At 72.2% G+C, this 23,096-nt stretch carries 14 protein-coding genes; 12 read left to right on the forward strand and 2 right to left on the reverse strand.

The annotated features are described in order from the left end of the window. Positions 1 to 478: 478 nt before the first annotated feature. From ACFYT9_RS18415 to ACFYT9_RS18445, 7 genes are all read left to right on the forward strand, one after another. Entirely contained in the window at positions 479 to 3,466 is a 2,988-nt protein-coding gene (locus tag ACFYT9_RS18415; protein WP_389165002.1) for an NPCBM/NEW2 domain-containing protein, read from the forward strand. 92 nt (positions 3,467 to 3,558) lie between these two features. Continuing rightward, positions 3,559 to 4,995 (forward strand): sulfatase, encoded by a 1,437-nt coding sequence (locus tag ACFYT9_RS18420; RefSeq protein ID WP_389165005.1) that lies wholly within the window; start codon positions 3,559 to 3,561, stop codon positions 4,993 to 4,995. Continuing rightward, positions 4,992 to 6,584: an ABC transporter substrate-binding protein gene (locus ACFYT9_RS18425; protein ID WP_389165008.1), complete on the forward strand. Its 1,593-nt coding sequence runs from the start codon at positions 4,992 to 4,994 to the stop codon at positions 6,582 to 6,584. Before ACFYT9_RS18420 ends, ACFYT9_RS18425 begins: the two co-directional genes overlap by 4 nt. A 71-nt stretch (positions 6,585 to 6,655) precedes the next feature. Continuing rightward, positions 6,656 to 7,582 (forward strand): ABC transporter permease, encoded by a 927-nt coding sequence (locus tag ACFYT9_RS18430; RefSeq protein ID WP_389165009.1) that lies wholly within the window; start codon positions 6,656 to 6,658, stop codon positions 7,580 to 7,582. Continuing rightward, a complete protein-coding gene (locus ACFYT9_RS18435; protein WP_389165012.1) occupies positions 7,575 to 8,477 on the forward strand; it encodes an ABC transporter permease in 903 nt (300 codons plus the stop codon). The genes ACFYT9_RS18430 and ACFYT9_RS18435 overlap by 8 nt, the downstream gene beginning before the upstream one ends. Before the next feature lie 2 nt (positions 8,478 to 8,479). Beyond that, positions 8,480 to 9,484 (forward strand): ABC transporter ATP-binding protein, encoded by a 1,005-nt coding sequence (locus ACFYT9_RS18440; protein WP_389165014.1) that lies wholly within the window; start codon positions 8,480 to 8,482, stop codon positions 9,482 to 9,484. Next, positions 9,481 to 10,503, forward strand: a complete 1,023-nt coding sequence (locus ACFYT9_RS18445; protein WP_389165017.1) for an ABC transporter ATP-binding protein — start codon at positions 9,481 to 9,483, stop codon at positions 10,501 to 10,503. The genes ACFYT9_RS18440 and ACFYT9_RS18445 overlap by 4 nt, the downstream gene beginning before the upstream one ends. A gap of 177 nt (positions 10,504 to 10,680) precedes the next feature. Here ACFYT9_RS18445 and ACFYT9_RS18450 read toward each other — a convergent pair whose 3' ends face one another. Further along, on the reverse strand, positions 10,681 to 12,789 hold the full coding sequence (locus tag ACFYT9_RS18450; RefSeq protein WP_389165020.1) for an alpha-galactosidase: 2,109 nt from the start codon (positions 12,787 to 12,789) through the stop codon (positions 10,681 to 10,683). Between the two features lie 513 nt (positions 12,790 to 13,302). Here ACFYT9_RS18450 and ACFYT9_RS18455 point away from each other — a divergent pair. Further along, positions 13,303 to 15,000 carry a hypothetical protein gene (locus ACFYT9_RS18455; RefSeq protein WP_389165023.1) on the forward strand — a complete coding sequence of 566 codons (1,698 nt, stop codon included), beginning with the start codon at positions 13,303 to 13,305 and terminating at the stop codon, positions 14,998 to 15,000. A gap of 116 nt (positions 15,001 to 15,116) precedes the next feature. Further along, positions 15,117 to 17,147, forward strand: a complete 2,031-nt coding sequence (locus ACFYT9_RS18460; RefSeq protein ID WP_389165025.1) for an NPCBM/NEW2 domain-containing protein — start codon at positions 15,117 to 15,119, stop codon at positions 17,145 to 17,147. Positions 17,148 to 17,235: 88 nt separating this feature from the next. On the opposite strand, the gene ACFYT9_RS18465 is transcribed toward ACFYT9_RS18460, so the two are convergent. Then, entirely contained in the window at positions 17,236 to 18,219 is a 984-nt protein-coding gene (locus tag ACFYT9_RS18465) for a helix-turn-helix domain-containing protein (RefSeq protein WP_389165028.1), read from the reverse strand. A gap of 280 nt (positions 18,220 to 18,499) precedes the next feature. Here ACFYT9_RS18465 and ACFYT9_RS18470 point away from each other — a divergent pair, with 280 nt between their 5' ends. The 3 genes from ACFYT9_RS18470 to ACFYT9_RS18480 all read left to right on the forward strand — a co-directional run bounded on the left by ACFYT9_RS18470 (position 18,500) and on the right by ACFYT9_RS18480 (position 23,088). Next, positions 18,500 to 19,876 carry an MFS transporter gene (locus ACFYT9_RS18470; RefSeq protein WP_389165030.1) on the forward strand — a complete coding sequence of 459 codons (1,377 nt, stop codon included), beginning with the start codon at positions 18,500 to 18,502 and terminating at the stop codon, positions 19,874 to 19,876. A 100-nt stretch (positions 19,877 to 19,976) separates the two neighbouring features. Continuing rightward, positions 19,977 to 21,920 carry a helix-turn-helix domain-containing protein gene (locus ACFYT9_RS18475; protein ID WP_389165032.1) on the forward strand — a complete coding sequence of 648 codons (1,944 nt, stop codon included), beginning with the start codon at positions 19,977 to 19,979 and terminating at the stop codon, positions 21,918 to 21,920. Positions 21,921 to 22,008: 88 nt separating this feature from the next. Continuing rightward, complete coding sequence (locus ACFYT9_RS18480; RefSeq protein ID WP_389165035.1) at positions 22,009 to 23,088, forward strand: substrate-binding domain-containing protein; 1,080 nt, start codon at positions 22,009 to 22,011, stop codon at positions 23,086 to 23,088. Positions 23,089 to 23,096: the final 8 nt, after the last annotated feature.

Genomic DNA, 23,096 nt, shown 5'->3' on the forward strand with positions numbered 1-23,096 from the left:
GCCCGGACCTTGCCGGTCGGGGCCCGTGCGATCTTCCGAGAGCGGCGCGGATCGCCGGGTCCAACGGGACTTTCTAGCGTGGCGTCGCCTCCGGGAGTGGCGTGGTGCGGCCAGTGGCGCGGATGGGCGGCTTTTTCGGGGCGATTCCTTGACCCTCGGTGGAAGCGGCGTCAAACATACGGCGACCTGTCCGAGTCTGCTTCTCTCTGTTCGAGGTCCGGTCCGAACGTCTGTGCGTCGCCATGTCCTCCTCGGTGGCGTGGTCACTCTCGCCTCGCCTCCTCACTGAGGCGCCGCCTGGTGAACAGCCTCGGTGATCCGCGACAAGCCGGCGGCCTCGCGGGCGCGTTTCCCTCAGTCGTCCACTCTTCAGGCGTGTTGGGAAATGGTCAGATGTGTGAGAGGTCTAGACATCTGGAGTCTCGGACGGGATTCTTTCAGCGCCAACGGCCCTTCCTAGTTGTGGAGTTGGAAACACATGCGTCGTCTCCCCGTCACCCTCTGCGCCGCAGCCGTGGTGCTCGCCGCCGCGGCGGTCACCATGCCGCCGGCAGGCGCGCAGCCCGTCGCCGCGAAGACAGCGGCCGTCGGCACCTTCGCCGACGTCATCGACCGGACCGGCACCCCCAACGCCGCGGATCCCGGCTACGCCAGCAGACTCAGCCCCATGGTGGACCAGGGCTCGTACCACGGTCACGGGCTCCCGGCCGCCGGCGACACCGATGCGTACGGCGGATTCACGGGGCCCTGGTTCATGGCGCAGGAGTACCCCTGGTGGATGAGCAAGGCCCTCACGCGGATCCAACTCAAGGACGCCGAGACGGGCGAAGCGCTGGCTCTGCCGGCGCCGGAGACGCACTCGTACCCCGGTCGCCTGACCCAGCGGTACGTCGTCGACGGCGTGACCCTCGACCTCACCCTCCGCTTCACCGCGCAGCACACCTCGTTCGTCGTCGCGGACCTCAGGTCCGACACGCCACGCCGGCTGACGGTGTCGTGGACGGGCGAGCTGATGCGGCCCCCGGCCGAGCCGCAGAAGTCGGCGATGAGCCTGGCCGCGAGCCGCACCGGCGTGGAGGTCCGCTTCAAGCGGACCAAGGGCGCCAACTTCTACGCCGACGGCACCGAGCGGTACGCCGTCACCCACGCGGACGCCGTGGCCACCACGGTCAGCGCCGACAGCTACACCACCACCCGCCGCGACGCCCTCGCCGTGTCCGGCAAGCCCTCGCGCCTGGTCTGGACGGAGTCGTTCACCTTCGACGACGAAGAGCGCGCCGCCGGACGGGCGGCCGAGCAGGCAGCGCTGGACAAGCCGCAGGACGCGGCCAAGAGCGCCGACGGACGCTGGAAGGACTACGTCAAGCGGGCCACGGCGGGAGTGGCCCCCGAGTACCACCGCCTCGCGGTCAAGGGGATCGAGACGCTGGTCGGCAACTGGCGCGGTCCCGGCGGGCAATTCGAGAACGGCGGCATCGTGCCGTCCATGAGCCACCGGTACTACGCCGGCGGCTACTGGCCCTGGGACTCCTTCAAGGAGGCCGTCGGCGCCTCGACGTTCTCACCGGACCTGGCGAAGTCCGTGGTGCGGGCCCAGTTCGAGAAGCAGATCAGCAGCGGCAACGAAGCGGGCATGCTCCCCGACGTCGTCGGATACCGCGATCCCGCCACCGGGACCGGCCACTCCAACCTGCGCAACACCAAGCCGCCGCTGGCCGGTTGGGCGGTGTGGGAGATCTACGAGAAGGACCAGGACAAGGCGTTCCTGGAGGAGATGTACCCGAAGCTGATCGCCGAGCACGCCTGGTGGCTGCGCAACCGCGACCACGACCGCAACGGCGTCCTGGAGTACGGCGGCACCGCCTCCCACAACAAGACGGTGGGGGAGGCCCGGCTCGCCGCCGCGTGGGAGAGCGGCATGGACGACCTGCCGCGCTTCGACTTCGGCGACGGCCTGGAGGCGCTGAAGAACGTCGACGAGAACGGCGACCACGTCGGCTGGTCGCTGAACCAGGAGTCCGTCGACCTCAACTCCTTCATGGCACGCAACGACCGCTCGCTCGCCCAGATCGCCGAGGTCCTCGGCAGGACCGCGGAGGCGGAGTCATTCCGCGCCCAGGCGGCCGGCCTCGACCACGCGATCCGTACGACCATGTGGGACCCGGCCACCGGCTACTTCTACGACACCCGCCTCGGCACCGGCAAGCCCCTGCTCGGCCCCGGCAAGGGCATCGAGGGTCTCGTGCCCCTCTTCTCCGGCACGGCCTCGCAGCACCAGGCCGAATCCGTCCGCGAGACGCTGCTCGACCCGACGCAGTTCTTCACCCACGTGCCCCTGCCGCCCGTCTCGGCCGAGGCCCCCTCCTACGACCCGGACTCCTACACCCGGGGCAGTGCCTGGCCCGACCAGGTCGCCTTCGCCGTCGACGGACTGAAGCGCTACGGGCTCTCCAACGACGCCGACCGTCTGCGCACCAAGCTCTTCGCCAACGCCGACGGACTCCTGAACGGCGACGAGCCGATCTGGGAGAAGTACGACTCCGCCACCGGTGCGGGCAACAACACGGGGAACTTCAGCTGGTCGGCCGCCGGCATCCTCGACATGCTCCAGGGGACCAGGACCGACGCGCGCACCGCGGCGACCGACCTCGGCATCGTGGCGGCACCCGCCTACCCGGGCGGTCCGATCGCCGTGCCCGCCGGCGGAACCACCAGTACGACCACGACCTTCACCAACACGGGCCGCCCCGCCGTACGGGACGTCGAGGTCCAGGTGAACCCGCCCGCCGGCTGGAGGGTCACGCCCCTGAGCACCAGGGCACGGACGAAGGTCTCCTCCCAGGGGACCCTGACGACCGACTGGGACGTCACGCCCCCCGCGGGCATCGAGCCGGGCCGGTACCGCGTGCGCACCCACGCCGACTACACCGCCCCCGACGGCACGAGCCACCGGGTCACGAGCGCCCTCGTGGTGCAGGTCGTGCCGGACGCGCCGCACGGCACCGCACACCTCAGCGACCTCACGTGGACGCGCGCGGCCAACGGCTGGGGGCCGGTCGAGCGGGACACCAGCGTCGGTGACGCCGGCGCCGGCGACGGCCGCCCGCTGAAGATCGGCGGCCGGTCGTTCGCCAAGGGCCTCGGCATGCACGCGGACGGCGAGGTCACGGTCTACACCGGCGGGCGCTGTTCGGCCTTCACCAGCACGGTCGGCGTCGACGACGAGACCGGCGACGGCGGCTCCGTCACCTTCGAGGTCCGCGCAGACGGCAGGCGGACCGCCGCCACCGGGACCGTACGAGGCACCGAGCCCGCCCGCGACCTCACCGCGGACGTGACCGGCGCGCAGTTCGTCTGCCTCGTCGTCGGAGACGCCGGCGACGGCAAGAACTCCGACCACGCCGACTGGGCCGACGCGACCCTCACCTGCTCCGACGACAGCCCCACGGCCGCCGACCGCCCCTGACACGGCCGAAAGCAGCCCCGCCACCCGGATGTCGCCCCGCGTCCGCGGGGCCCATCCGGCTCGGGTCTTCCGCCACGAGAGAGAGGACATCCGTGACAGCGCCGTCCACGCCCCGCCCGCACATCCTCCTCCTGCACTGCCACGACCTCGGGCGTCATCTCCACTGCCTCGGCGCGGGCACCGTGCGCTCGCCCCACCTCGACGGACTCGCCGCGCAAGGCATCGTCCTGGAGGGCGTGTTCGCCACCGCGCCCCAGTGCAGCCCCTCCCGGTCGAGCCTGTTCACGGGACGCTGGCCGCACGTCAACGGCGTGATGGGCCTGACCCACCGGGGCTTCGCCTGGGACCTGAACCCGGCGGAGCGCCACCTCGCGGGGATGCTGCGGGAGGCGGGGTACCGCACCGAACTCATCGGTGTGCAGCACGAGGCGCGTTGGCAGGACGATCGACAGATCGCCCGGCGGCTCGGGTTCGACCACGCGGTCACCGGCGGGATGGCCGGACCCGTCGCCGACCGGACCGTCGACACACTGCGCCGGCTCGCGGCCGGCCCCGAACCCTTCTACCTCCAGGTGGGTTTCTACGAACCCCACCGGCTCCCCGGCGCCCGCGACGCCCCCGGCATCACCGGGTTCCTCGGGGACCACATCGAGCCCGACGACGTCCTCGGCGTCGCCGTTCCGCCCTACCTGCGGGACGATCCCTCCGCCCGAGAGGAGATCGCCGAGCTCCAGGGATCCATCCGGCACATGGACGCGGCCGTCGGACGCGTCCTCGGGGAGCTGGACCGGCTCGACCTGGCGCACGACACCCTGGTGATCTTCACGACCGACCACGGTCTCGCGCTGCCCCGCGCGAAGTGCTCGCTCTACGACCCCGGCACCGAGGTCGCCCTCCTCCTCCGCTACCCCGCCCGAGGCTGGACCGGAGGCCGGCGCGAACGCGCCCTGCTCAGCAACATCGACGTCGTCCCCACGCTCACCGACCTCCTCGGCATCACTTCCGAGGGGCCTCCGGTGCACGGCACCAGCTTCCTACCCCTGCTCGACCGTGAGCCGTTCACCCCCGCCGGCGCCGTCTTCACCGAGATGACCTACCACGACTACTACGACCCGCGCCGCGCCGTGCGGACCGACCGCTTCAAACTCATCGTCAACTTCTCCTCCGCGCCCGGCTTCATGGACCCCACCCAGTCCTGGCACCGCCGGTGCAGCGCGGTCGAAGGCCACCCGCACCCCAACACCGAGAGCCACCCCGAGGTCGAGCTCTACGACCTCGCCTCCGACCCCCTGGAACTCGCGGACGTCGCCGACGATCCCGCCTACGCGGAGGCGAGGGCGACCCTGACCGGCGCCCTCTACGCCTGGATGAGGGACACCGGCGACCCCCTGCTCGCGGGAGCGGTCACCGGCCCCCAGCACCACCGCTCCGTCGCGGCGCTCCTCACCCACGAAGGGGCTCCGGCCCCCCGGACCGGCACCGCGGGTCCCCGGCACGGCAGAACCACAGAACCAAGGAGATCGCAGTGACAGTGTTCCATCGCGCCGGGGCGGGCATCCTCGCCCTCGCCGCCCTCACGGGCCTCGCGGCATGCAGCACCCCGCCCCCCGCGGCGGCCGCCGGCAAGAACCTCCGGGTGTACCAGGAGGACCCGACCAGCATCATGCCGCAGGTCGACACCTCCACCCAGATCGGCATGGCCCTCTGCGCCAACCTGATGGAACAGAACAGCGAGACCGGCAAGCTCGAACCCCTCGTCGCCGAGTCCGTCACCACCAAGGACAACCGGCGCTGGACCGTCAAGCTCAAGGACTGGACGTTCCACGACGGAACGAAGGTCACGGCCTCGTCCTACGTGGACGCGTGGAACACCACGGCCTACGCGCCCAGCGGCTACGACGGCAACGGCATGTTCAACATCGTCCAGGGCTACGCCGACCTCAACCCCGCCGACGGCAGCACCCCGAAGAAGAAGACCCTGTCCGGTCTCAAGGCCGTCGACGCCAAGACCATCGAGATCACCCTCGACACCGCCAACGTCGACCTCCTCCAGCGGCTCACCACCAACCCGATGTGCCCGCTGCCGAAGTCCTACTTCGACGACCCCGAGACCTACGCCAAGGAGCCCGTCGGCAACGGCCCGTACACCTTCGAGAGCTGGGAGCCCAACCAGCAGGTCGTCCTGAACAAGTGGAAGGACTTCCCCGGCGGCAAGGGCTTCACGGGTGACGCCGAGAAGCTCACGTTCAAGATCTACACCGAGGTCGACGCCGCCTACTCCGACCTGGTGGCCGGCAATCTCGACCTCATCCGCACCGCCGACGGCCCGCTCGTCGAGCGCGCCAAGCGGGACATCGGAGACCAGGCCGCCAAGCCCATACCCGAACAGCGCAGCCAGAGCTTCCTCGCCTTCCCGGCCTACCTGAAGAAGTACCGGGACCCCGCCCTGCGCGCCGCGATCTCCCTGGCCATCGACCGCGAGGCGATCACCGCCTCCGTTCTCAAGGGCCAGGCCGAGCCCTCCGACTCGCTGATCACCCCCTTCTTCGACGGCTACCGCAAGGGAGCCTGTACCGCCTGCGCCTTCGACCCGGCCGCGGCCAAGAGCAAGCTGGAGGAGGCCAGGGCGAACGGCTTCGACGGCACCGTGAAGATCTCCTACACCACGGCGAAGGGCGCGAACGACCAGCTCATGCAGGCCGTCGCCGGCCAGCTCACCAAGAACCTCGACATCAAGGTCGAGCTCGACCCGCTGCTGCGCGCCAAGATCGCCGAGCAGCGCGAGAACGGGCGCTTCACCGGCATCTACTTCGGAGGCTGGGGCCTCTCCTACGCCTCCGAGGACCAGTTCCTCGGGCAGTACGTCACCGGTGGCGACGGCAACAACGCCAACGCCTACGGCAACCCCCGCGTCGACGCCCTGGAAGCGCAGGCGCTCGCCGCCCTCGACCCCGCGCAGCGGACGAAGCTGTACCAGCAGGTCGAGGACCTGGTTCTCAAGGACCTGCCCATCGCCCCCCTGTACCTGCCCAGGAACCACGCCCTCCAGGGGCCCCACGCCGAAGCGGTGGCACCCGGCGGCGACGTCGAGATCTACCGGGCCCGGCTCCGCGGCTGACCGATCGCCGCCGGGGCGGGGAGCGGACCCGTGCCCACCCCGCCCCACCGGCGCGCCCTCTGGGAGGAACCATGCTCGGCTACGCCGTGCGACGACTGCTCCAGATGATCCCCATCCTGCTGGGGACCACCTTCCTCATCTTCGCGCTCGTCTTCGCCCTCCCGGGCGACCCGATCGCGAGCCTCAGCCCCGACCGGCCCCTGCCGCCGAGTCTCGTCAACGCCATCCGGGAGCGCTACCATCTCAACGACCCCCTCATCACGCAGTACTGGTACTACGTCACCGATCTCGCGCGAGGGAACTTCGGCGTCGACTTCCACGACCGCCCCGTCGCCGACCTGCTGGCCGCACGCTGGCCCGTCACCCTCCAACTCGCCCTCACCGCATGGCTCATGAAGATCGTCATCGGTGTGGGGCTGGGCTTCTGGTCCGGGCTCCGGCACGGCCGCGCGGCCGACCACTTCGCCCTCGGCTTCACCGTCGTCTTCCTGGCCGTCCCCGGCTTCGTCGTGGCGATGGGCGCCCAGTGGCTCTTCGGCTTCCAGCTGCGCCTCGTGCCGGTCGTCGGCATCGAGGCGGGCTGGCCCATGGCCTTCCTGCTCCCGGCCCTCGTCATGGGGCTGGAGAGCTCGGCCGGCCTGTCCCGGCTCACCAGGACCAGCCTGGTCGAGGTCCTGCGGTCCGAGTACCTGCGCACCGCGCGGGCGAAGGGACTCTCCCCGGGCCGGGTCATCTGGGGCCACGCCCTGCGCAACGCGATCATCCCCGTCGTCACCTACCTCGGCCTCAGCCTCGCCTCGATGATGGGCGGCGCCGTCGTCATCGAGTACATCTTCAACCTCCCCGGCATCGGCGGGCTGATGGTCAACTCCCTCGCCCTCCAGGAAGGCACCGTCGTCGTCGGCGTCGCGACCGTCCTCGTCCTCGTCTACCTGCTCTTCAACCTGCTGGTCGACCTCAGCTACGGCCTGATCGACCCGAGGATGCGCAATGACTGAACTCCTCGAGCCGCGTGCTCTGCCCGAAGCCGCCGCCCCGGCCCCGGCCCGACCCGGTCGCCACCGGCTGCGCGCCCTGGGGCGCCGGCCCCGGCTGCTCGTCTGCGGCGCGTTGGTCCTGCTCGTGCTGCTGCTCGCGGCCTTCCCCTCTCTCTTCACCCGCGTCGACGCGCACAACCCCGCCCTCTGCGAGCTCCGCGACGCGCTGGCCCTGCCCAGCGCCGTCCACTGGTTCGGCACCGACGCCCTCGGCTGCGACTACTACGCGCAGGTCGTCCACGGCGCCCGCGCCTCGGTCACCATCGGTCTGGTCGTCACCGGCGCCACCTTCCTGATCTCCATGGTGATCGGAGCCCTGGTCGGCTACCTCGGCGGCTGGGTGGACGCCGTCGTCTCCCGCCTCTGCGACGTGATGTTCGGCCTCCCCTTCATCCTGGGCGCCATCGTGGTGCTCCAGCTCTTCGACGGGCGGTCGGTCGCCACGGTCTGCCTGGCCCTGACCCTCTTCTACTGGCCGAGCGGCGTGCGGTACATGCGCTCCGCGGTCATGGGTGTGCGGTCCCGGGAGTACGTGCAGGCGGCGCGGGTCCTCGGAGGCTCGAACCTCTTCGTCGTCCGCAGTCACGTCATCCCCAACTCCCTCACCCCGCTCATCGTGCTCAAGACCATCGGCCTCGGCGGCGTCATCGCCGCCGAGGCGTCCCTGACCTTCATCGGCGCGGGACTCACCCCTCCCTCCGTCTCCTGGGGGCTCCAACTCGCCGCGGCCAAGCTGGAGATCAGCACCCACCCCCATCTGCTCGTCTTCCCGAGCATCTTCCTCAGCGTCACCGTGCTCGCCTTCGTCCTCTTCGGCGAGGCGGTCAGGGACGCCCTCGACCCGAAGACGAGGTGAACATGACCGACCGATCCACCCCACCGGTCCTGGAGGTCGAGAACCTCACAGTGGAGTTCCGCACCTCCCGCGGGACGGTGACCGCCGTCCGCGACGTCTCCTTCCGCCTCGCACGGGGCGAGGCCCTCGGCATCCTCGGCGAATCCGGCTCCGGGAAGTCCGTCACCGTCGGAGCCGTCATGGGCATCCTGGAGTCGCCGCCGGCCCGAGTCACCTCGGGACGGGTGCTCCTAGGCGGCGAGGACCTGCTGAACATGCCGGCGAAGGAACGCCGCGTCCTCATGGGCAGCAAGATCGCCATGGTGTTCCAGGACGCCCTGACCGCGCTCAATCCCGTCCACCCCGTGGGGCGCCAGATCGGCGAGCTCTACCGGGTCCACCGGGGCCTGTCCCGCCGCGAGTCCTGGGACCGGGCCGTCGAGATGATGCGGCTCGTCAACATCCCCGACGCGGAGCGCCGCGCCTCCGACCACCCGCACCAGTTCTCCGGAGGCATGCGGCAGCGCATCATGATCGCGCTCGCGCTGGCGCTCGATCCGGACGTGCTGATCGCCGACGAGCCGACCACCGCCCTGGACGTCACCGTCCAGGCCCAGGTGCTCGACCTGCTCAAGCGCCAGCAGACCGAGCGCGACATGGGCCTGGTCCTGATCACCCACGACCTGGCCGTGGCCGCCGAGGTCACCGACCGGATCGCCGTCATGTACGCCGGGGCCCTGGTGGAGACCGGCAGGACCAGGGACGTCCTCGAACGGCCGGCCCACCCCTACAGCCGGGGACTCGCCGACTCCGTCGCCACCGGAGACCTCAAGGGACGCAGGCTGCCCGCGATCCCCGGCCAGCCGCCGGACCTGCTGGCCCTGCCGCAGGGCTGCTCCTTCCGCCCCCGCTGCTCCCGGGCGCGGGACGTCTGCGACGAGCGGAGGCCCGAACTGCTCCGGCTCCCCGACCCGGGCGGCAGCCGGCTCTCGGCCTGTCATTTCCTCACGGAAGGCGTCCCCCGATGACCGTGACCGACACCCTCACGGGCGGCGCCCCCGCATCGACCACCGCCCTCCTCGAACTGCGCGGCGTCACCCGCCACTACCGCACGGGCCGGCGCTTCACCCGGGGCGGGCGGGGCACCGTGCACGCCGTGGACGGCGTCGACCTGACGGTGAGGGAGGGAGAGTCCCTCGGCGTGGTGGGCGAGTCCGGCTGCGGCAAGTCGACCCTGGCCCGGGTGATCGTCGGCCTGGAGCGGCCCACCGAGGGCCAGGTCCTCTTCCAGGGACAGGACGTCGCCGCGCTCCGCGGCGACGAGCGCCGCGAGTGGCGGCGCAACGTCCAGCTCGTCTTCCAGGACCCGTACAGCTCCCTCGACCCCCGCAGGACGGTGGAACAGCTCGTCGGGGAGCCCTTCGTCATCCACGACGACCTCGTGCCGCGCGGGCGCCGACGCGCCCGCGTCCAGGAGCTCCTGGAACTGGTCGGCCTCAACCCGAACCACATCGACCGCTACCCGCACGAGTTCTCCGGAGGGCAGCGCCAGCGCATCGGCATCGCGCGCGGGATCGCCCTCAACCCGAAGCTGCTGGTCTGCGACGAACCGGTGTCCGCCCTGGACGTCTCGGTACGGGCCCAGGTGGTCAACCTCCTGCTCGACCTCCAGGACGAGCTGGGACTCTCGTACGTGTTCATCGCCCACGACCTCCAGATCGTGCGGCACATGTCCGACCGGGTCGTCACCATGTACCTGGGACGGGTCGTGGAGGACGGTGACGTCTCCGACGTCTACGAGGCACCGGCCCACCCGTACACGAAGGCCCTGCTCTCCGCGGCCCCGGAGCTGCGGGCGGAGGGGCGGAAGCAGGAGCGCATCCTGCTGCCCGGCGACCCGCCGTCGCCGATCGACCCGCCGGAGGGCTGCCGCTTCCGTCCCCGGTGCTGGATGGCCAAGGAGGTGTGCGGCACCGAGCCCGGTCTGCTGGAGATCGGGACGAGGCCGGGGACGGCCCGCTGCCACTTCAGAGCGGGCACGGGCTGACCGTCGTACGTCGCGGGGCCTGCCACCGAGAGCGGTGGCCGGCCCCGCGACGTACCGTCGGTCGCCGTCCGTCCGAGGAAGAGCCCCGGACGGACGTGTGCCGCCCCGGCGGTGAGGCCGCGGCGGCACGGGAAGGCGGTTCGGGCGCCGGTCGGCGGGCAGAACCCGGAGCGTCGTTCAGACGAGGCGCTCGACATGGACGAGGACGGACTGCTCCGGGTGGAGCGTCGGTACCTGGAGTCCGATACGGGTGAGCACGGAGCCGGGCGCTTCGAAGCCCTCCTCGCCCCACCACGCCGGGGCGACGAATCCGGCCGGCGGCCCGCCGGCGGTCAGCGGACGGACCCGGTAGCGGGCTTCCGGGTCGAGTCCCGTCAGCCGGGCGTGCGGAGGCGCGCCGGTGGCGCACCACGTCAGGGAGGTGAAGGAGTAGATCGCCTCCGAGCGGTCCTGGGCGACGACGCCGTGGCTCCAGATGCCGTCGGCCGGATCGGGGCCGCGCCACACCCGTCCGGTGTGCAGGAGCCGGCGATGGGCCCGGTGGAGGGCGATCCACGCGGCGAGTCTGGTGCGTTCCTCGGCGGTGGTCGCGGTGAGGTCCCATTCGACGCCGAAGTGGCCGAAGAAGGCGCTCGCGGCGCGGAACGAGAGGTCGTGGTGGCGGCTCGTCGTGTGCGAACGGGGGGAGGCGACGTGGGACCCCATCAGCTCCGGTGGGAGCAGCTGACCGGTCCACCGCATCAGCCGCTGGCGCTCCAGGGGGTCGCTGACGTCCGACACCCACACCCGGTCGGTGAACTCCAGGATGCCGAGGTCGATCCGGCCGCCACCGGCGGCGCAGCTCTCGATCTCCAGCCCGGGACGGGCGGCCCTCACCTCGGCGAGCAGCCGGTAGACGGCCGCCGTCTGCGCGTGCTCGGACGGGACGCCGCCCCGAGGGCGCAGGCCCGCCTCCACGTGGTCCCGGTTGTGGTCCCACTTGAGGTAGCCGATGTCGTACTCGTCCAGGAGCGCGAGGAGCTGGCCGAGCACGGCGTCGTAGCACTCGGGGACGGACAGGTTCAGCACGTGCTGGGAGCGTTGCTCCACGGGGAGTTCGGAGCGGGCTGCCATGATCCACTCGGGATGGGCGCGTGCCAGCTCGGAGTCGAGGTTGACCATCTCCGGCTCCACCCAGAGACCGAACTCCATGCCATGGGTGTGGACGGCGTCCACGAGCGGGTGCAGGCCGTCGGGCCACACGTCCTTGGAGACCGTCCAGTCGCCGAGTCCGGCACGGGAGTCACGCCGGGCGCCGAACCAGCCGTCGTCCAGGACGAAGCGCTCGACGCCGATCTCGCCGGCCAGGCGCACCAGTTCCAGGAGCCGCTCGTGGTCGTGCTCGAAGTAGACGGCCTCCCAAGTGTTCAGGGTGACCGGGCGGGGGGAGGGGACGTGCCCGGAACGGGCACGGAGATGGTCGTGGAAGCGATGCGACACGCGGTCCAGGCCCTCGCCGTACGCGGCGTAGATCCACGGCCCCGTGTACGAGTCGCCGGCCTCCAGACGGAGCTCGCCCGGCAGCAGGAGTTCCCCGCCGCCGAGCAGGGCGACCCCGCTGCTGTCCCGCTCGGCGACGTGGCGGTGATTGCCGCTCCACCCCACGTGGACCGCCCACGTCCCGCCGTGGGTGAAGCCGCTGCCGGGCTCGGTGGCGTGCAGGACGTAGGCGGAGTCCAGACCCGTACGTCCGCGCCGGTTCTCCCGTACGTGGGAGCCGACGCCGAAGGCCTGGCGCTGGACCTGCCGTTCCATGCCCCAGCGGCCGGAGAAGTCGAGCAGCTCCGTCGCGCGGCTCGGCACCGGCAGGTAGAGCGAGAGCTCCGAGAGATCGAAGGCGGAGCCCTCGTTCTCGACGCGGCCGCGGACCCGGACCAGTCCGGACTCCAGCATCTCGACGGTGAGGACGAGCCGGAGACGGGCCTCGGCGTCGACGGCGGTGAACTCGGCGGTCGCGGGCCCGGTCCCCGCGTAGCCGTCCACCTCGGCCCCGTCGAGACGGACGGAGACCGTGGTGAAGGCGGGGGACCAGTCACGCCCCCCGCGTGAACCCACCAGACCAGGGCGCCCCATCCACCCGGTCCACGTCTCGGGCACCAGGGCCGCGGGTCCGACGTCCAGCTCGCCGGGGAGACGGCCGCCGGCGGAGCCGGCCCGGCAGGCGGCGTGCGCGGCGCGCGGCTCCAGGGAGCCCAGATCCGCGCCCCAGTGCCGGACGATCGGCAGACGCCCCGGAGTCGATTCCAACAGGAACGAACACCCGGATGAGCGTAGATGGAGCACGGTCGGGGTGGCAGGGGGCTGGTGACTCACGGATCTCCTCGCGAGGCGGAAGCGGGCAGTTCGCGGCTCAGTGCTACCGCAGAGAGGCGAAGCCGGGTGTCCAGTAGCGGCCAGTGGCGAGGATAGGCGCGGATGTGCGCGGGTGTTCTTGACGACGGAATGACAGGGCGGAAACATCCAGGCCGCGTGTTCGTTCCCGTCCCAATCTGTTCACCACTGTTTGCTGCATCCGCACGACCGACGACGGTCCCGAGTGAGGCCGTCCCCTGGTGATCCCGCGTGCGGCGAGGTGATGCGGCCGGCACGAGGACGCGCACGGGAGGTCGGGACGTCCGCGGGCACCACCCGCGACCGCTCCACCCCCGAGCTGCCCGCCGGGCGGGACCACACCCACCCGCCCGGCGGACCGCACCCACGGAACCTCCGCGACGGCTGACCCGTCGCCCCGCCCCCTCACCAGTGAAGAAAGGCAGGCGCATGCGCTTCCGCCGCCTCGCGCTGAGCACCGCCGTGGCCGGTCTGTTGCTCGGCCCGGCCACACCGGGATTCGCCGCACCCGGCACAGCCACGCCCTCCGGCCCCGACGCTCGGGACTGCGCCCCCATATCCCCTTCGGCGCCCGCCGACGAGCACGCCGACGACAGCTGCCTCGCGGTCGACGTCGCGCTCGCCGACCTTCCGGAGGTCGGGGGCGAGACCGACGTCACCGTCGAGGTCCGCACCACCGCGGCCCAGGACGGCCTCGACCTCGACCTGCTCCTTCCCGCCCATCTCGCCTGGGTCCGCGCGCCGGAAGGGTTCACGGTGTCCACGACGACCTCCTCGGTCCCCGTGGACGGGGGCGAGGTCCACCGCGCCCACGGGCGCCGCACCATCGGCGCCGACACCCCGCTGACCCTCACCGGCCGGGTGCGCGCCGTCGCCGAGGGGCCGGCGGAGATCCGGGCCACGGCGACGGCGGACGGAGCCGCCGACACCGCGTCGGGCAGCCGGTTCCTGACCGTGGACGGCGCCCGCACCACCGAGGGCATCACGGTCCGGACCGTCAACGCCGTGGCCGCGACCGACTCCCCGGCGACCCGCTCCAGCCTGGCCTGGAAGCACAAGCCCGTCGCCGCCCAGCCGGCCCCGGCCGAACCCACCAGGAACCAGGCCTGCGTCAAGGGCAGCTGGAACTACGTCGAGAACACCGGCTACACCCGGGTCTCGGCCAACGCGGGTGTCAGCGTCTACGACGTCGACCCCAACGGCGAGGACGAGCTGCTCGCCACCGGAGTCACCGACGAGCAGGGCCGCTACCGGCTCTGCTTCGACAACAAGGATCCCGGCGACCGTACCCAGGACGTCTTCGTACGACTCGCCACCGAGAACACCCAGTGGAAGATCCAGGCGAACCGCACCAAGGCGGCCTACCGATTCGACACCGAGATCCGGCAGAACGTCAGGAACAAGCAGACCGTCGACCTCGGCGCCGCGCAGCCGGCCGCGCCCGAGCTGATGCGCGCCGTCCAGGCCTTCGACACCGTGAACACGGCCTGGAACTTCACGCCCGGTGACTGCTGGGACGACCGGGACTCCACCTGCCGCCAGGGCGCGATCAACTGGGAGCCCGACTCCACCACCTGCTGCTACGCCAACCTCGAGGAGAACGCCTCCTACATCGGCGGCAGCACGCCCGACACGCCCGTCGTCACCCTCCACGAGTTCGGCCACTCGCTCATGGACGACATCTACGACGACTGGTGGCCCTCCACCCCGAACTGCTCCCCCCACACCCTGCACAAGGTGAGCTCGGGCGGCTGCGCTTGGACCGAGGGATGGGCCACCTACTACGCGGGAACGGTTCTCCGCGACCCGATCTTCCGCTGGGGCGACGGCCGCGTCCTCGACTACGAGAACGCCACCTGGGGCACCGTCGAACCGGGCAGGGTCTGGGAGAACGGTGACACGGTCGAGGGCCGGGTGGCCGCCGCGCTCCACGACCTCTCCGACGCCAGCACCCACGAGTCCGGCGACAAGTTCGCGGAGGACCCGCGTGGTCCGCTGTGGACCACTTTCCTCGACCACCGCTCCTCCAGCCTGCGCGAGTTCTGGAACCAGCGTGCCGCGGGCGGGTACGACGTCGGCCCCGCGGCCCTCGACGCCCTCTACTACAACACCATCGACTACCGCTGACCCCGGAACGCGCCCCGCGTCCGTGCCTCCCCGGCGGACGCGGGTGACCGGGTCCCGAGCCCGGCCCCGCCCCCCTGGCACGACCCGCACCGGCATGAGCCAAGGAGAGAGCAACGATGCGTCACCTTCCCCTGTCCGCGCCCCGCGCCCCAGGCCGCAGAGCGCTCGGCGCGGTGGCCGCGGCGCTGATCGCCGCCGCACCCCTCACAGTCCCGACCGCCGCGTCGGCGGCCCCCGCGGCGAAGACCGCCGACACCCCCGCCGCACTCGCCCCCGCGCCTCCCATGGGCTTCCTGAACCGTGACTCCACGCGCTGCCGCACAGAGTTCGACGAGGCCTACGTCAAGCGGATCGCCGACCTCCTCGTCACCAAGGGCCTGAAGGACGCCGGCTACACCTATGTCAACCTCGACGACTGCTGGGCGAAGCCCGAGCGGGACGCCCAGGGCAGGCTGGTCCCCGACCCGGTCCGCTTCCCGAACGGCATCAAGGCCCTGGCCGACCACGTCCACGCCAAGGGGCTGAAGTTCGGCCTTCTCGCCGGAGCGGGAACCCGTACCTGCGACCCCGCCGGCTTCCCCGGCTCCCTCGGCCACGAGCCCGGCGACGCACGGCAGTTCGCGGACTGGGGCGTCGACCACCTCACGTACGCGGACTGCGGAGGAGGCACCGACGCCGAGCAGCGGTACGCCACGATGAGCGCAGCGCTCCGGGCCACCGGACGTCCCGTGGTGCTCACCGTCGCGGACCAGGGCGCGAACCGCTCCTGGGAGTGGGACGGAGACACCGCCCAGGTCCGGCGGACCACCGCCGAAGGCACCGACAGCTGGGGCAGCGTCCTGACCGCCCTCAAGAAGAACCTTTTCCTCGCCCCGCACGCCGGGCCGGGCCACTGGAACGACCCGGGCGTCCTGCGCGTCGGCGGCTACGGCATGAGCGAGACCCAGTACCGGAGCCAGTTCTCGCTGTGGTCCGTCATGGCGGCCCCGCTGGTCGTCGGCTCCGACCTGCGCAAGCTGGACGCGGTGTCGGCCGAGATCCTGACCAACCGCGAGGTGATCGCCGTCGATCAGGACCCGGCGGGCAGGCAGGGCGAGGTCGTCGCCTCCGCGGCAGGCCGCTGGGTGATCTCCAAGCCCCTCGCCGACGGCGGTCGCGCGATCGCCCTGTTCAACGAGACCAACCGCTCCCAGCACATCGCGACCACGGCCGGCGGGGTGGGCCTGCCGCCCGCGAGCGGCTACAGGGCACGCGACCTGTGGACCGGACAGGAGAAGGGCACGTCCGGGGCGATCGCGGCGACGGTCCCCGCCCACGGCACCGTGCTCCTCAAGGTGTCCGCCGACCGGTCGTGGGCACAGCTCCCGCCCCTGCTCGACATCACCACCTCCGGAGACCCGGTGGCCAAGCCCGGCACCACCCAGCGGATCGTCTCGGCGGCCACGAACCACGGCGGCGCCGCGACCGGCACGGTGAGCGTGACGCTCACCGGCGCGAACGGCTGGAGCGTCGAGCCGGTGACGGCGGCGTCCACGAACCGGCTGAAGGCCGGCGCCACACTGCGGACGGAGTGGGACGTCACCGTACCGGCCGAGGCGACGGGCCGGCACGAGCTGACCCTCACCACCAAGTACCGCTCCCGCGACGGCCTGTCCTTCACCCGCGTCGCCCCGGTCTCCCTGCTCGTCGGCGCGGTCCGCCCACCGGCCGGCGAATCCCACCTCGGTGACCTTACGCCTCTCACCGCCACGAACGGCTGGGGTCCGGTGGAGAGGGACCGCAGCAACGGCGAGTCCGGTGCCGGTGACGGCGGTCCGATCACCATCAACGGCACGGTCTTCGCCAAGGGACTCGGCGTCAACTCGCCCAGCACGGTCGAGTACTACACCGCAGGGCAGTGTTCCCGGGTCACCGCGAGCGTCGGCCTCGACGACGAGGCGGGCACGCGCGGCACGGTCACCTTCGAGATCTGGGCCGATCACCGCCTGGAGGCCGCCACCCCGAAGCTGACCAACGCCGACCCCGCCCAGCCGCTCACCGCGGACGTCAGCGATGCCGAGACCGTCCGACTGGTGGTCACCGACGGCGGCGACGGCGCTGCGAACGACCACGCGGACTGGGCCGATCTGAAGATCACCTGCGCCTGACGGGCGCCCGGCGGCATGCGTTCGACCGCCACCCCGAGGGGCCGGTGCCCGCCGCGGCGCTCCGGCCCCTCGGGGTCCGTCGGCCCGCCTACAACCACCCCCGTCGCTCGGCGTGCGCACCGAGCTGGAACCGCGTCGTCGCCCCGAGCCGGGCCATCAGGGCCTCCAGCCGGCGGGACAGGGTGCGCCGACTGATCCCGAGCTGATGCGCGATGTCCTCCTCGGCCACCCCCGCCGAGAGCAGCCCGAGGAGCCGCCGGTCGGCAGGCAGCAGCCGATGGGGGCGCGGATCGGAACCCTGGAAGGGCAGCGCCTGCTCCCACGTCTGCTCGAACAGGGCCACGAGAGCGGAGAAGAGCGCGCTCGGCTGCACGATCAGCATCGTTCCGTACACCTCGGAATCGTGCAGCGAGAGCGAGACCAGCGCATAAGCGTCGTCGATGATGAGGAGTTTGACCGGGAGGGTCGGCAGGACCCTCGCCGTCTCGCCCGCCGCGATGCAGGGCTCGATGTTCGCGGCGAGGTTTCCCGGGTGCTCCAGCGACGCCCGGCAGTAGATCACCCGTTGGGCGACGCCGCGCCGCAGGGTGGTCAGCGACTCGCCCCTCCCGTCCGGGTGCGGGAAGTACGGGGGAGTGTCGAACTGGCGGATCTGCTTCCGCGCGCTGGCCCAGGCCTGGCGGACCCGGGGCCCGATGTCCGGACCCGTGACCGCCTCCACCACACCGGTCGCGTCCGTGCCCAGCCGCTGGCGGCGGAACGACTCGAAGGCGCCCACGATCGCGACGTGCGAGGCGTCGAGCTCCGCCGCGCGCTGCCGTCCGAGGATTTTGAGCCCCGCCACGGGCGGGACGGGAGCCACGGCCTCCGGCTCCCCGTAGGAAGGGCCCACGAGTCCCGCGTCGGTCAGCTCCTCGTAGGCCGACGCCACCCGGCCGTCCGCCAGCCCTACCGCCTCGGCGACCGCCGCGAGCGACGCGGGGGCCAGCCGCAGAAGGGCCTGGTACACAAGCGCCGCGTCGTCCCCGACCCCGAGGCGCTGTAGAGCGCCCCCCACCTTGTCGTTCCCCATGGACGGAAACATAACAAGCGGACGAGCGACGAAGGCGATCCGTCTCGCGTCCGACGCCTCAGCCGGCAGCCGCGAAGTACAGAGCGCGGTACGCATACTCGGCACCGGCCTCGGAGCGGCGCGCCGGCGCCGGAGGGGAGCCCCGGCGGCGCAGGCATGGTGGCCGCCCGCATGCTGGGGCGGTGAACTATGGTGTGCAACCACATACACGCGTGACCAGCGGGTTTCTACGGTGTGGCGACACGGAATCGTCCCCATCGCCTGCTCGGAAGTGGTGCACATGGCCGCCGCAAGACCCACTGCCACGTCCCCCGGATCCATCAAGCGCATCGTCGCCGCCAGCCTGATCGGCACCACCATCGAGTGGTACGACTTCTTCCTGTACGGATCGGCCGCCGCGCTCGTCTTCAACACGCTGTTCTTCCCCAGCGCCGACCCGCTCGTGGGCACCCTGATCGCCTTCGTCACGTACGCCATCGGGTTCGCCGCCCGCCCGCTCGGCGGCATCGTCTTCGGGCACTACGGGGACAAGATCGGACGCAAGAAGCTGCTCGTCATCAGCCTCCTGATGATGGGCGGCGCCACCTTCGCGATGGGCCTGCTGCCCACGTACGAGACGATCGGCATCGGCGCGCCGATCCTGCTGACCGTGCTGCGCCTCGTCCAGGGCTTCGCGCTGGGCGGCGAGTGGGGCGGCGCCGTCCTCATCGTCTCCGAGCACGGCGGCGACAAGCACCGCGGCTTCTGGGCGTCCTGGCCGCAGGCCGGCGCCCCCGGCGGCAATCTGCTCGCCACCGGCGTCCTGGCCCTGCTGGCCGCCGTCCAGTCCGAGTCCGACTTCCAGGCGTGGGGCTGGCGCATCCCGTTCCTGCTGTCCGGCCTGCTCGTCGTCATCGGCCTGTGGATCCGCGTCTCCGTCTCCGAGTCCCCGGTCTTCCTGGAGGCCCAGGCGAAGGCCGAGGCCGCGGCCGCCGCCGGCGTCAAGGAGGAGGCCCCGGTCGTCGAGGTCTTCCGGCGCAGCTGGCGCGAGGTCCTGTCGGCCATCGGCACCCGCTTCGGCGAGAACATCTCGTACTACATCCTCACCTCCTTCCTCCTCGTGTACGTCACCCTCCACCTGGAACTCCCCAAGAGCGCCGCGCTGAACGCCGTTCTCATCGGCTCCGCGATCCACTTCGTCACCATCCCGCTGTGGGGCGCGCTCTCCGACCGGATCGGCCGCCGCCCGGTCACGCTGATCGGCTCCGTCGGCATGGCGGTGTGGGCGTTCGCCTTCTTCGGCCTGGTCGACTCGAAGTCGTTCGCCGTGATCACCCTGGCCGTCACCGCCGGCCTGCTGCTGCACGGTGCGATGTACGGCCCCCAGGCCGCCTTCATCTCAGAGATGTTCGACACCAAGGTCCGCTACTCCGGCGCCTCGATGGGCTCCCAGCTGGCCTCGATCGTCGCCGGAGCCCTCGCCCCGATCATCGCGGTCGAGCTGCTGAAGGAGTACGACTCCTCCACCCCCATCGCCGTCTACCTCTGTTTGGCCGCCGTGGTCACCACCGTCACCGTCGCCGTCACCCGCGAGACCCGCGGCCGTGACCTGGCCCGGAGCCGGGACGAGCAGCCGGCCGAGACACAGCCCGTCGTCACCGCGGGCGACCGCGCCTGACCCCTCGACACCACAGGCCCGGCCCGGCGTCCCCGAGGAGGACGACGGACCGGGCCGTCCGCCCCCACCCGCACACCGCGCACCACCGCGAGGAGGTCCCATGACCACCGGCCGCCGCACCGACACCCGGACGTCCGCGTCCGCCGAGGCGGCCCGCCGCATCCTGGACCTGCTCGCCGCCGACGCTCCCGCCGAGGAGGTCGCCGCCCAGCCCGCCCGCTCCCGGGCCGACGGCGCCGGCCCCGCGGAGCTCGCGTGGATCGAGGAGACCACCCAGGTCGCCCTGTCGGTGCGGCGCGTCCTCGACCAGTACCGCCGGCGCGAGGCCGAACTCGTGGCGCTGTTCGACACGGCCGGCGACCTCGCGCGGCTGCGGGACCTCGACGCCGTGCTCCGCGCCATCGTCCGGCGGGCCAGGACGCTCCTCGGCTCCGACGTCGCCTACCTCACCCTCAACGACCCCGTCGCGCGGGACACGTTCATGCGGGTCACCGAGGGCTCCGTCTCCGCCGCCTTCCAGCAGCTGCGGCTCGGCATGGGCGAGGGCCTGGGCGGCCTCGTCGCGCAGACCGCCCGCCCGTACGCCAGCACCGACTACCACGGCGACCACCGCTACCGGCACACCGGAACCATCGACGACGGCGTGGCCGAGGAAGGACTCCGCGGCATCCTCGGCGTCCCCCTGCGCCTCGGAGAGGAAGTCATCGGCGTCCTCTTCGCGGCGGACCGCACCCCGCGCGAGTTCACCCCCGACGCGATCGCCCTCCTCGCCTCGCTCGCCGACCACGCCGCCGTCGCCATCGACAGCGCCCGCCGCCTGGAGGCCACCGGTTCCGCGCTGACCCGGCTCGAAGCCGCCAGCGCCACCGCCCGCGCCCACAGCGAGGCCCTGCACCAGGCGTCCGACGCCCACGACCGGCTCTCGAAGCTGGTACTGCGCGGCGCCGGCACCGACGAGGTCGCCGCCGAGATCGCGGCCCTGCTCGGCGGGGGAGTGGCCGTGCACGACACCGACGGCAGCGAACTCGCCCGGGTCGGCACCGGGCCCGTCACCCCCTCCACGGCCAGCCTGGCCGCCTCCCGCACCGAGGGCCGCGCGGTCCGCGCCGACGGCGTCTGGACCTGCGCCGTCCTCGCCGGCGCGGAACCGCTGGGCAGCATCGTGCTCACCGGCCGCGGTGACCTGCCGGAGGCCGACCGCCGCCTCTTCGAACGGTCGGCGCTCGTCACGGCGATGCTCCTGCTCGTCCGCCGCTCGGTCGCCGAGACCGAGGACCGGGTACGCGGCGAACTCCTCGACGACCTGCTCGCGGGCCCCGCCTCCTCCGCGCACTGGGACGGCGGCAGCCTCACCCTCCGGGCCCGCAGGCTCGGCCTCGACCTCTCCCGGCCGCACGCCGTCGCGGTCCTCGACTGCGAACCCGCCCTGCGCTCCCGGCTCGCCGCCGAGAACGCCCGCACCGCCCGCAGACTCGGCGGCCTGGCCGGCACCCGCCACGGCCACACCGTCCTGCTCGCCCCCTGCGACCGGCCCGGCCCCCTCGCCCACGGCCTCGCCACCGACCTCACCCGGGTCGTCGGCGCCCCCGTCACCGTGGGCGCTGCCGGCCCCGGCACCGGCCCCGACCAGCACGCCGCCCGCCACGCGGAGGCCCTGCGCTGCCTCACCGCGCTCCACGCCCTCGGCCGTACCGGCGAGGGCGCCGACATCGCCGACCTCGGCTTCATCGGCGTCCTCCTCGGCGACCGGGCCGACATCGGCCCGTACGTCGAACGGGTCCTCGGCCCCGTCCTCGCGTACGACACCGAACGCGGCACCGAACTCGTCCGCACCCTGCACGCCTACTACGACCAGGGCTCCAGCCTCTCCCGCGCCAAGGACGCCCTCCACGTCCACGTCAACACCGTCGTGCAGCGCCTCGACCGGGTCGCCCAGCTCCTCGGCCCCGACTGGAACACACCGGCGAGCGCCCTGGAGATCCACCTGGCGCTCCGCCTCCACCACCTCACCCGCGGCGGCACCGGAGCACCTCCGCCGCGGTGATCGCTGTCGCCTCCGCCCTGCCGTTGCTACCTTTCACTTCGTCGAGTGAAAGCATCTGGCTTCACTCACGGGGAGAGGGGACGGCGGCGTGCTGACCGAGGAACGGCGCGAGGCGATCCTGCGCATGGTGGAGCGCCAGGGATCGATCACGGTGAAGGAGGCCGCGGCGGAGATGGGCGTCTCCGCCGTCACCGTCCGGCAGGACGTCCGCGACCTGGCGGGCCGCGGGCTCGTCGTCCGCGTGCACGGCGGGGCGATGTCCCCGGCCGCCGCCGGTCAGGCCGCCGCGCCGGGGCCCGGCGCGACCGGGTCGACGGCCCGTCAGGGGCCCTCCTTCGGTCTCGTCGTCCCGCCGGGCGACTACTACTACCCCGAGATCGTCCGGGGCGTGCAGGAGGCCGCCCGTGCCCAGGGCGTCCGCGTCGTGCTGGCCGTCTCCGGCGACACCCTGGACGAGATCCGGGAACAGACGCGGCGGCTCGTCGCGGCAGGCGCCGAGGGGCTGCTCCTGATGCCGAGGGCCGGGATCGAACCCGCGGAGGAGGTCGAGCGCTGGCTGTCCGGCCTCGACACCCCCGCCGTCCTCGTCGACCGGCGGACCCCCGGACACGCCGGGCGGCTGGAGCAGGTGGCGTCCGACCACGCCCACGGCGCCGGGCTCGCCGTCCGTCACCTTGCCGGACTCGGACACGGCCGGATCGCCCTCATCGCCCGCGCGGAGAGCCCCAACACCGTGCTGATCCAGGAGGGTTACGCGGCCGCCTGCCGTGACCTGGGGCTGCCGACGGGCCCCGAGTACCGCGTCGAGACCGCCGAGGGGCCGACGGCCACGGGCTGGTTCGACGAACTGGTCCAGGCGGTCGAGCGGCGCGAGGTGGGCGCCGCCCTGGTCCACAACGACCTCGACGCCGTCACCCTCGTCGGCCTCCTCCAGACCCGCGGGCTGCGCGTCCCCGAGGACCTCGCCGTCGTGACGTACGACGACGAGGTCGCCGAGCTCAGCGACGTACCCCTGACCGCCGTGGCACCCCCCAAGCGGGCCGTCGGAGCCTGGGCGGTCGAACTCCTGCGCCGCCGCCTCGCCGACCCGACCGCCCCCCTGGCCGAACTCCTGCTCCGCCCCGAACTCCGCGTCCGCGCGTCCAGCGGAGCGGCGAAGACGCCGTGACCCACCGA

The organism is Streptomyces sp. NPDC004435 (assembly GCF_042873895.1).
Classification (GTDB): Bacteria; Actinomycetota; Actinomycetes; order Streptomycetales; family Streptomycetaceae; genus Streptomyces.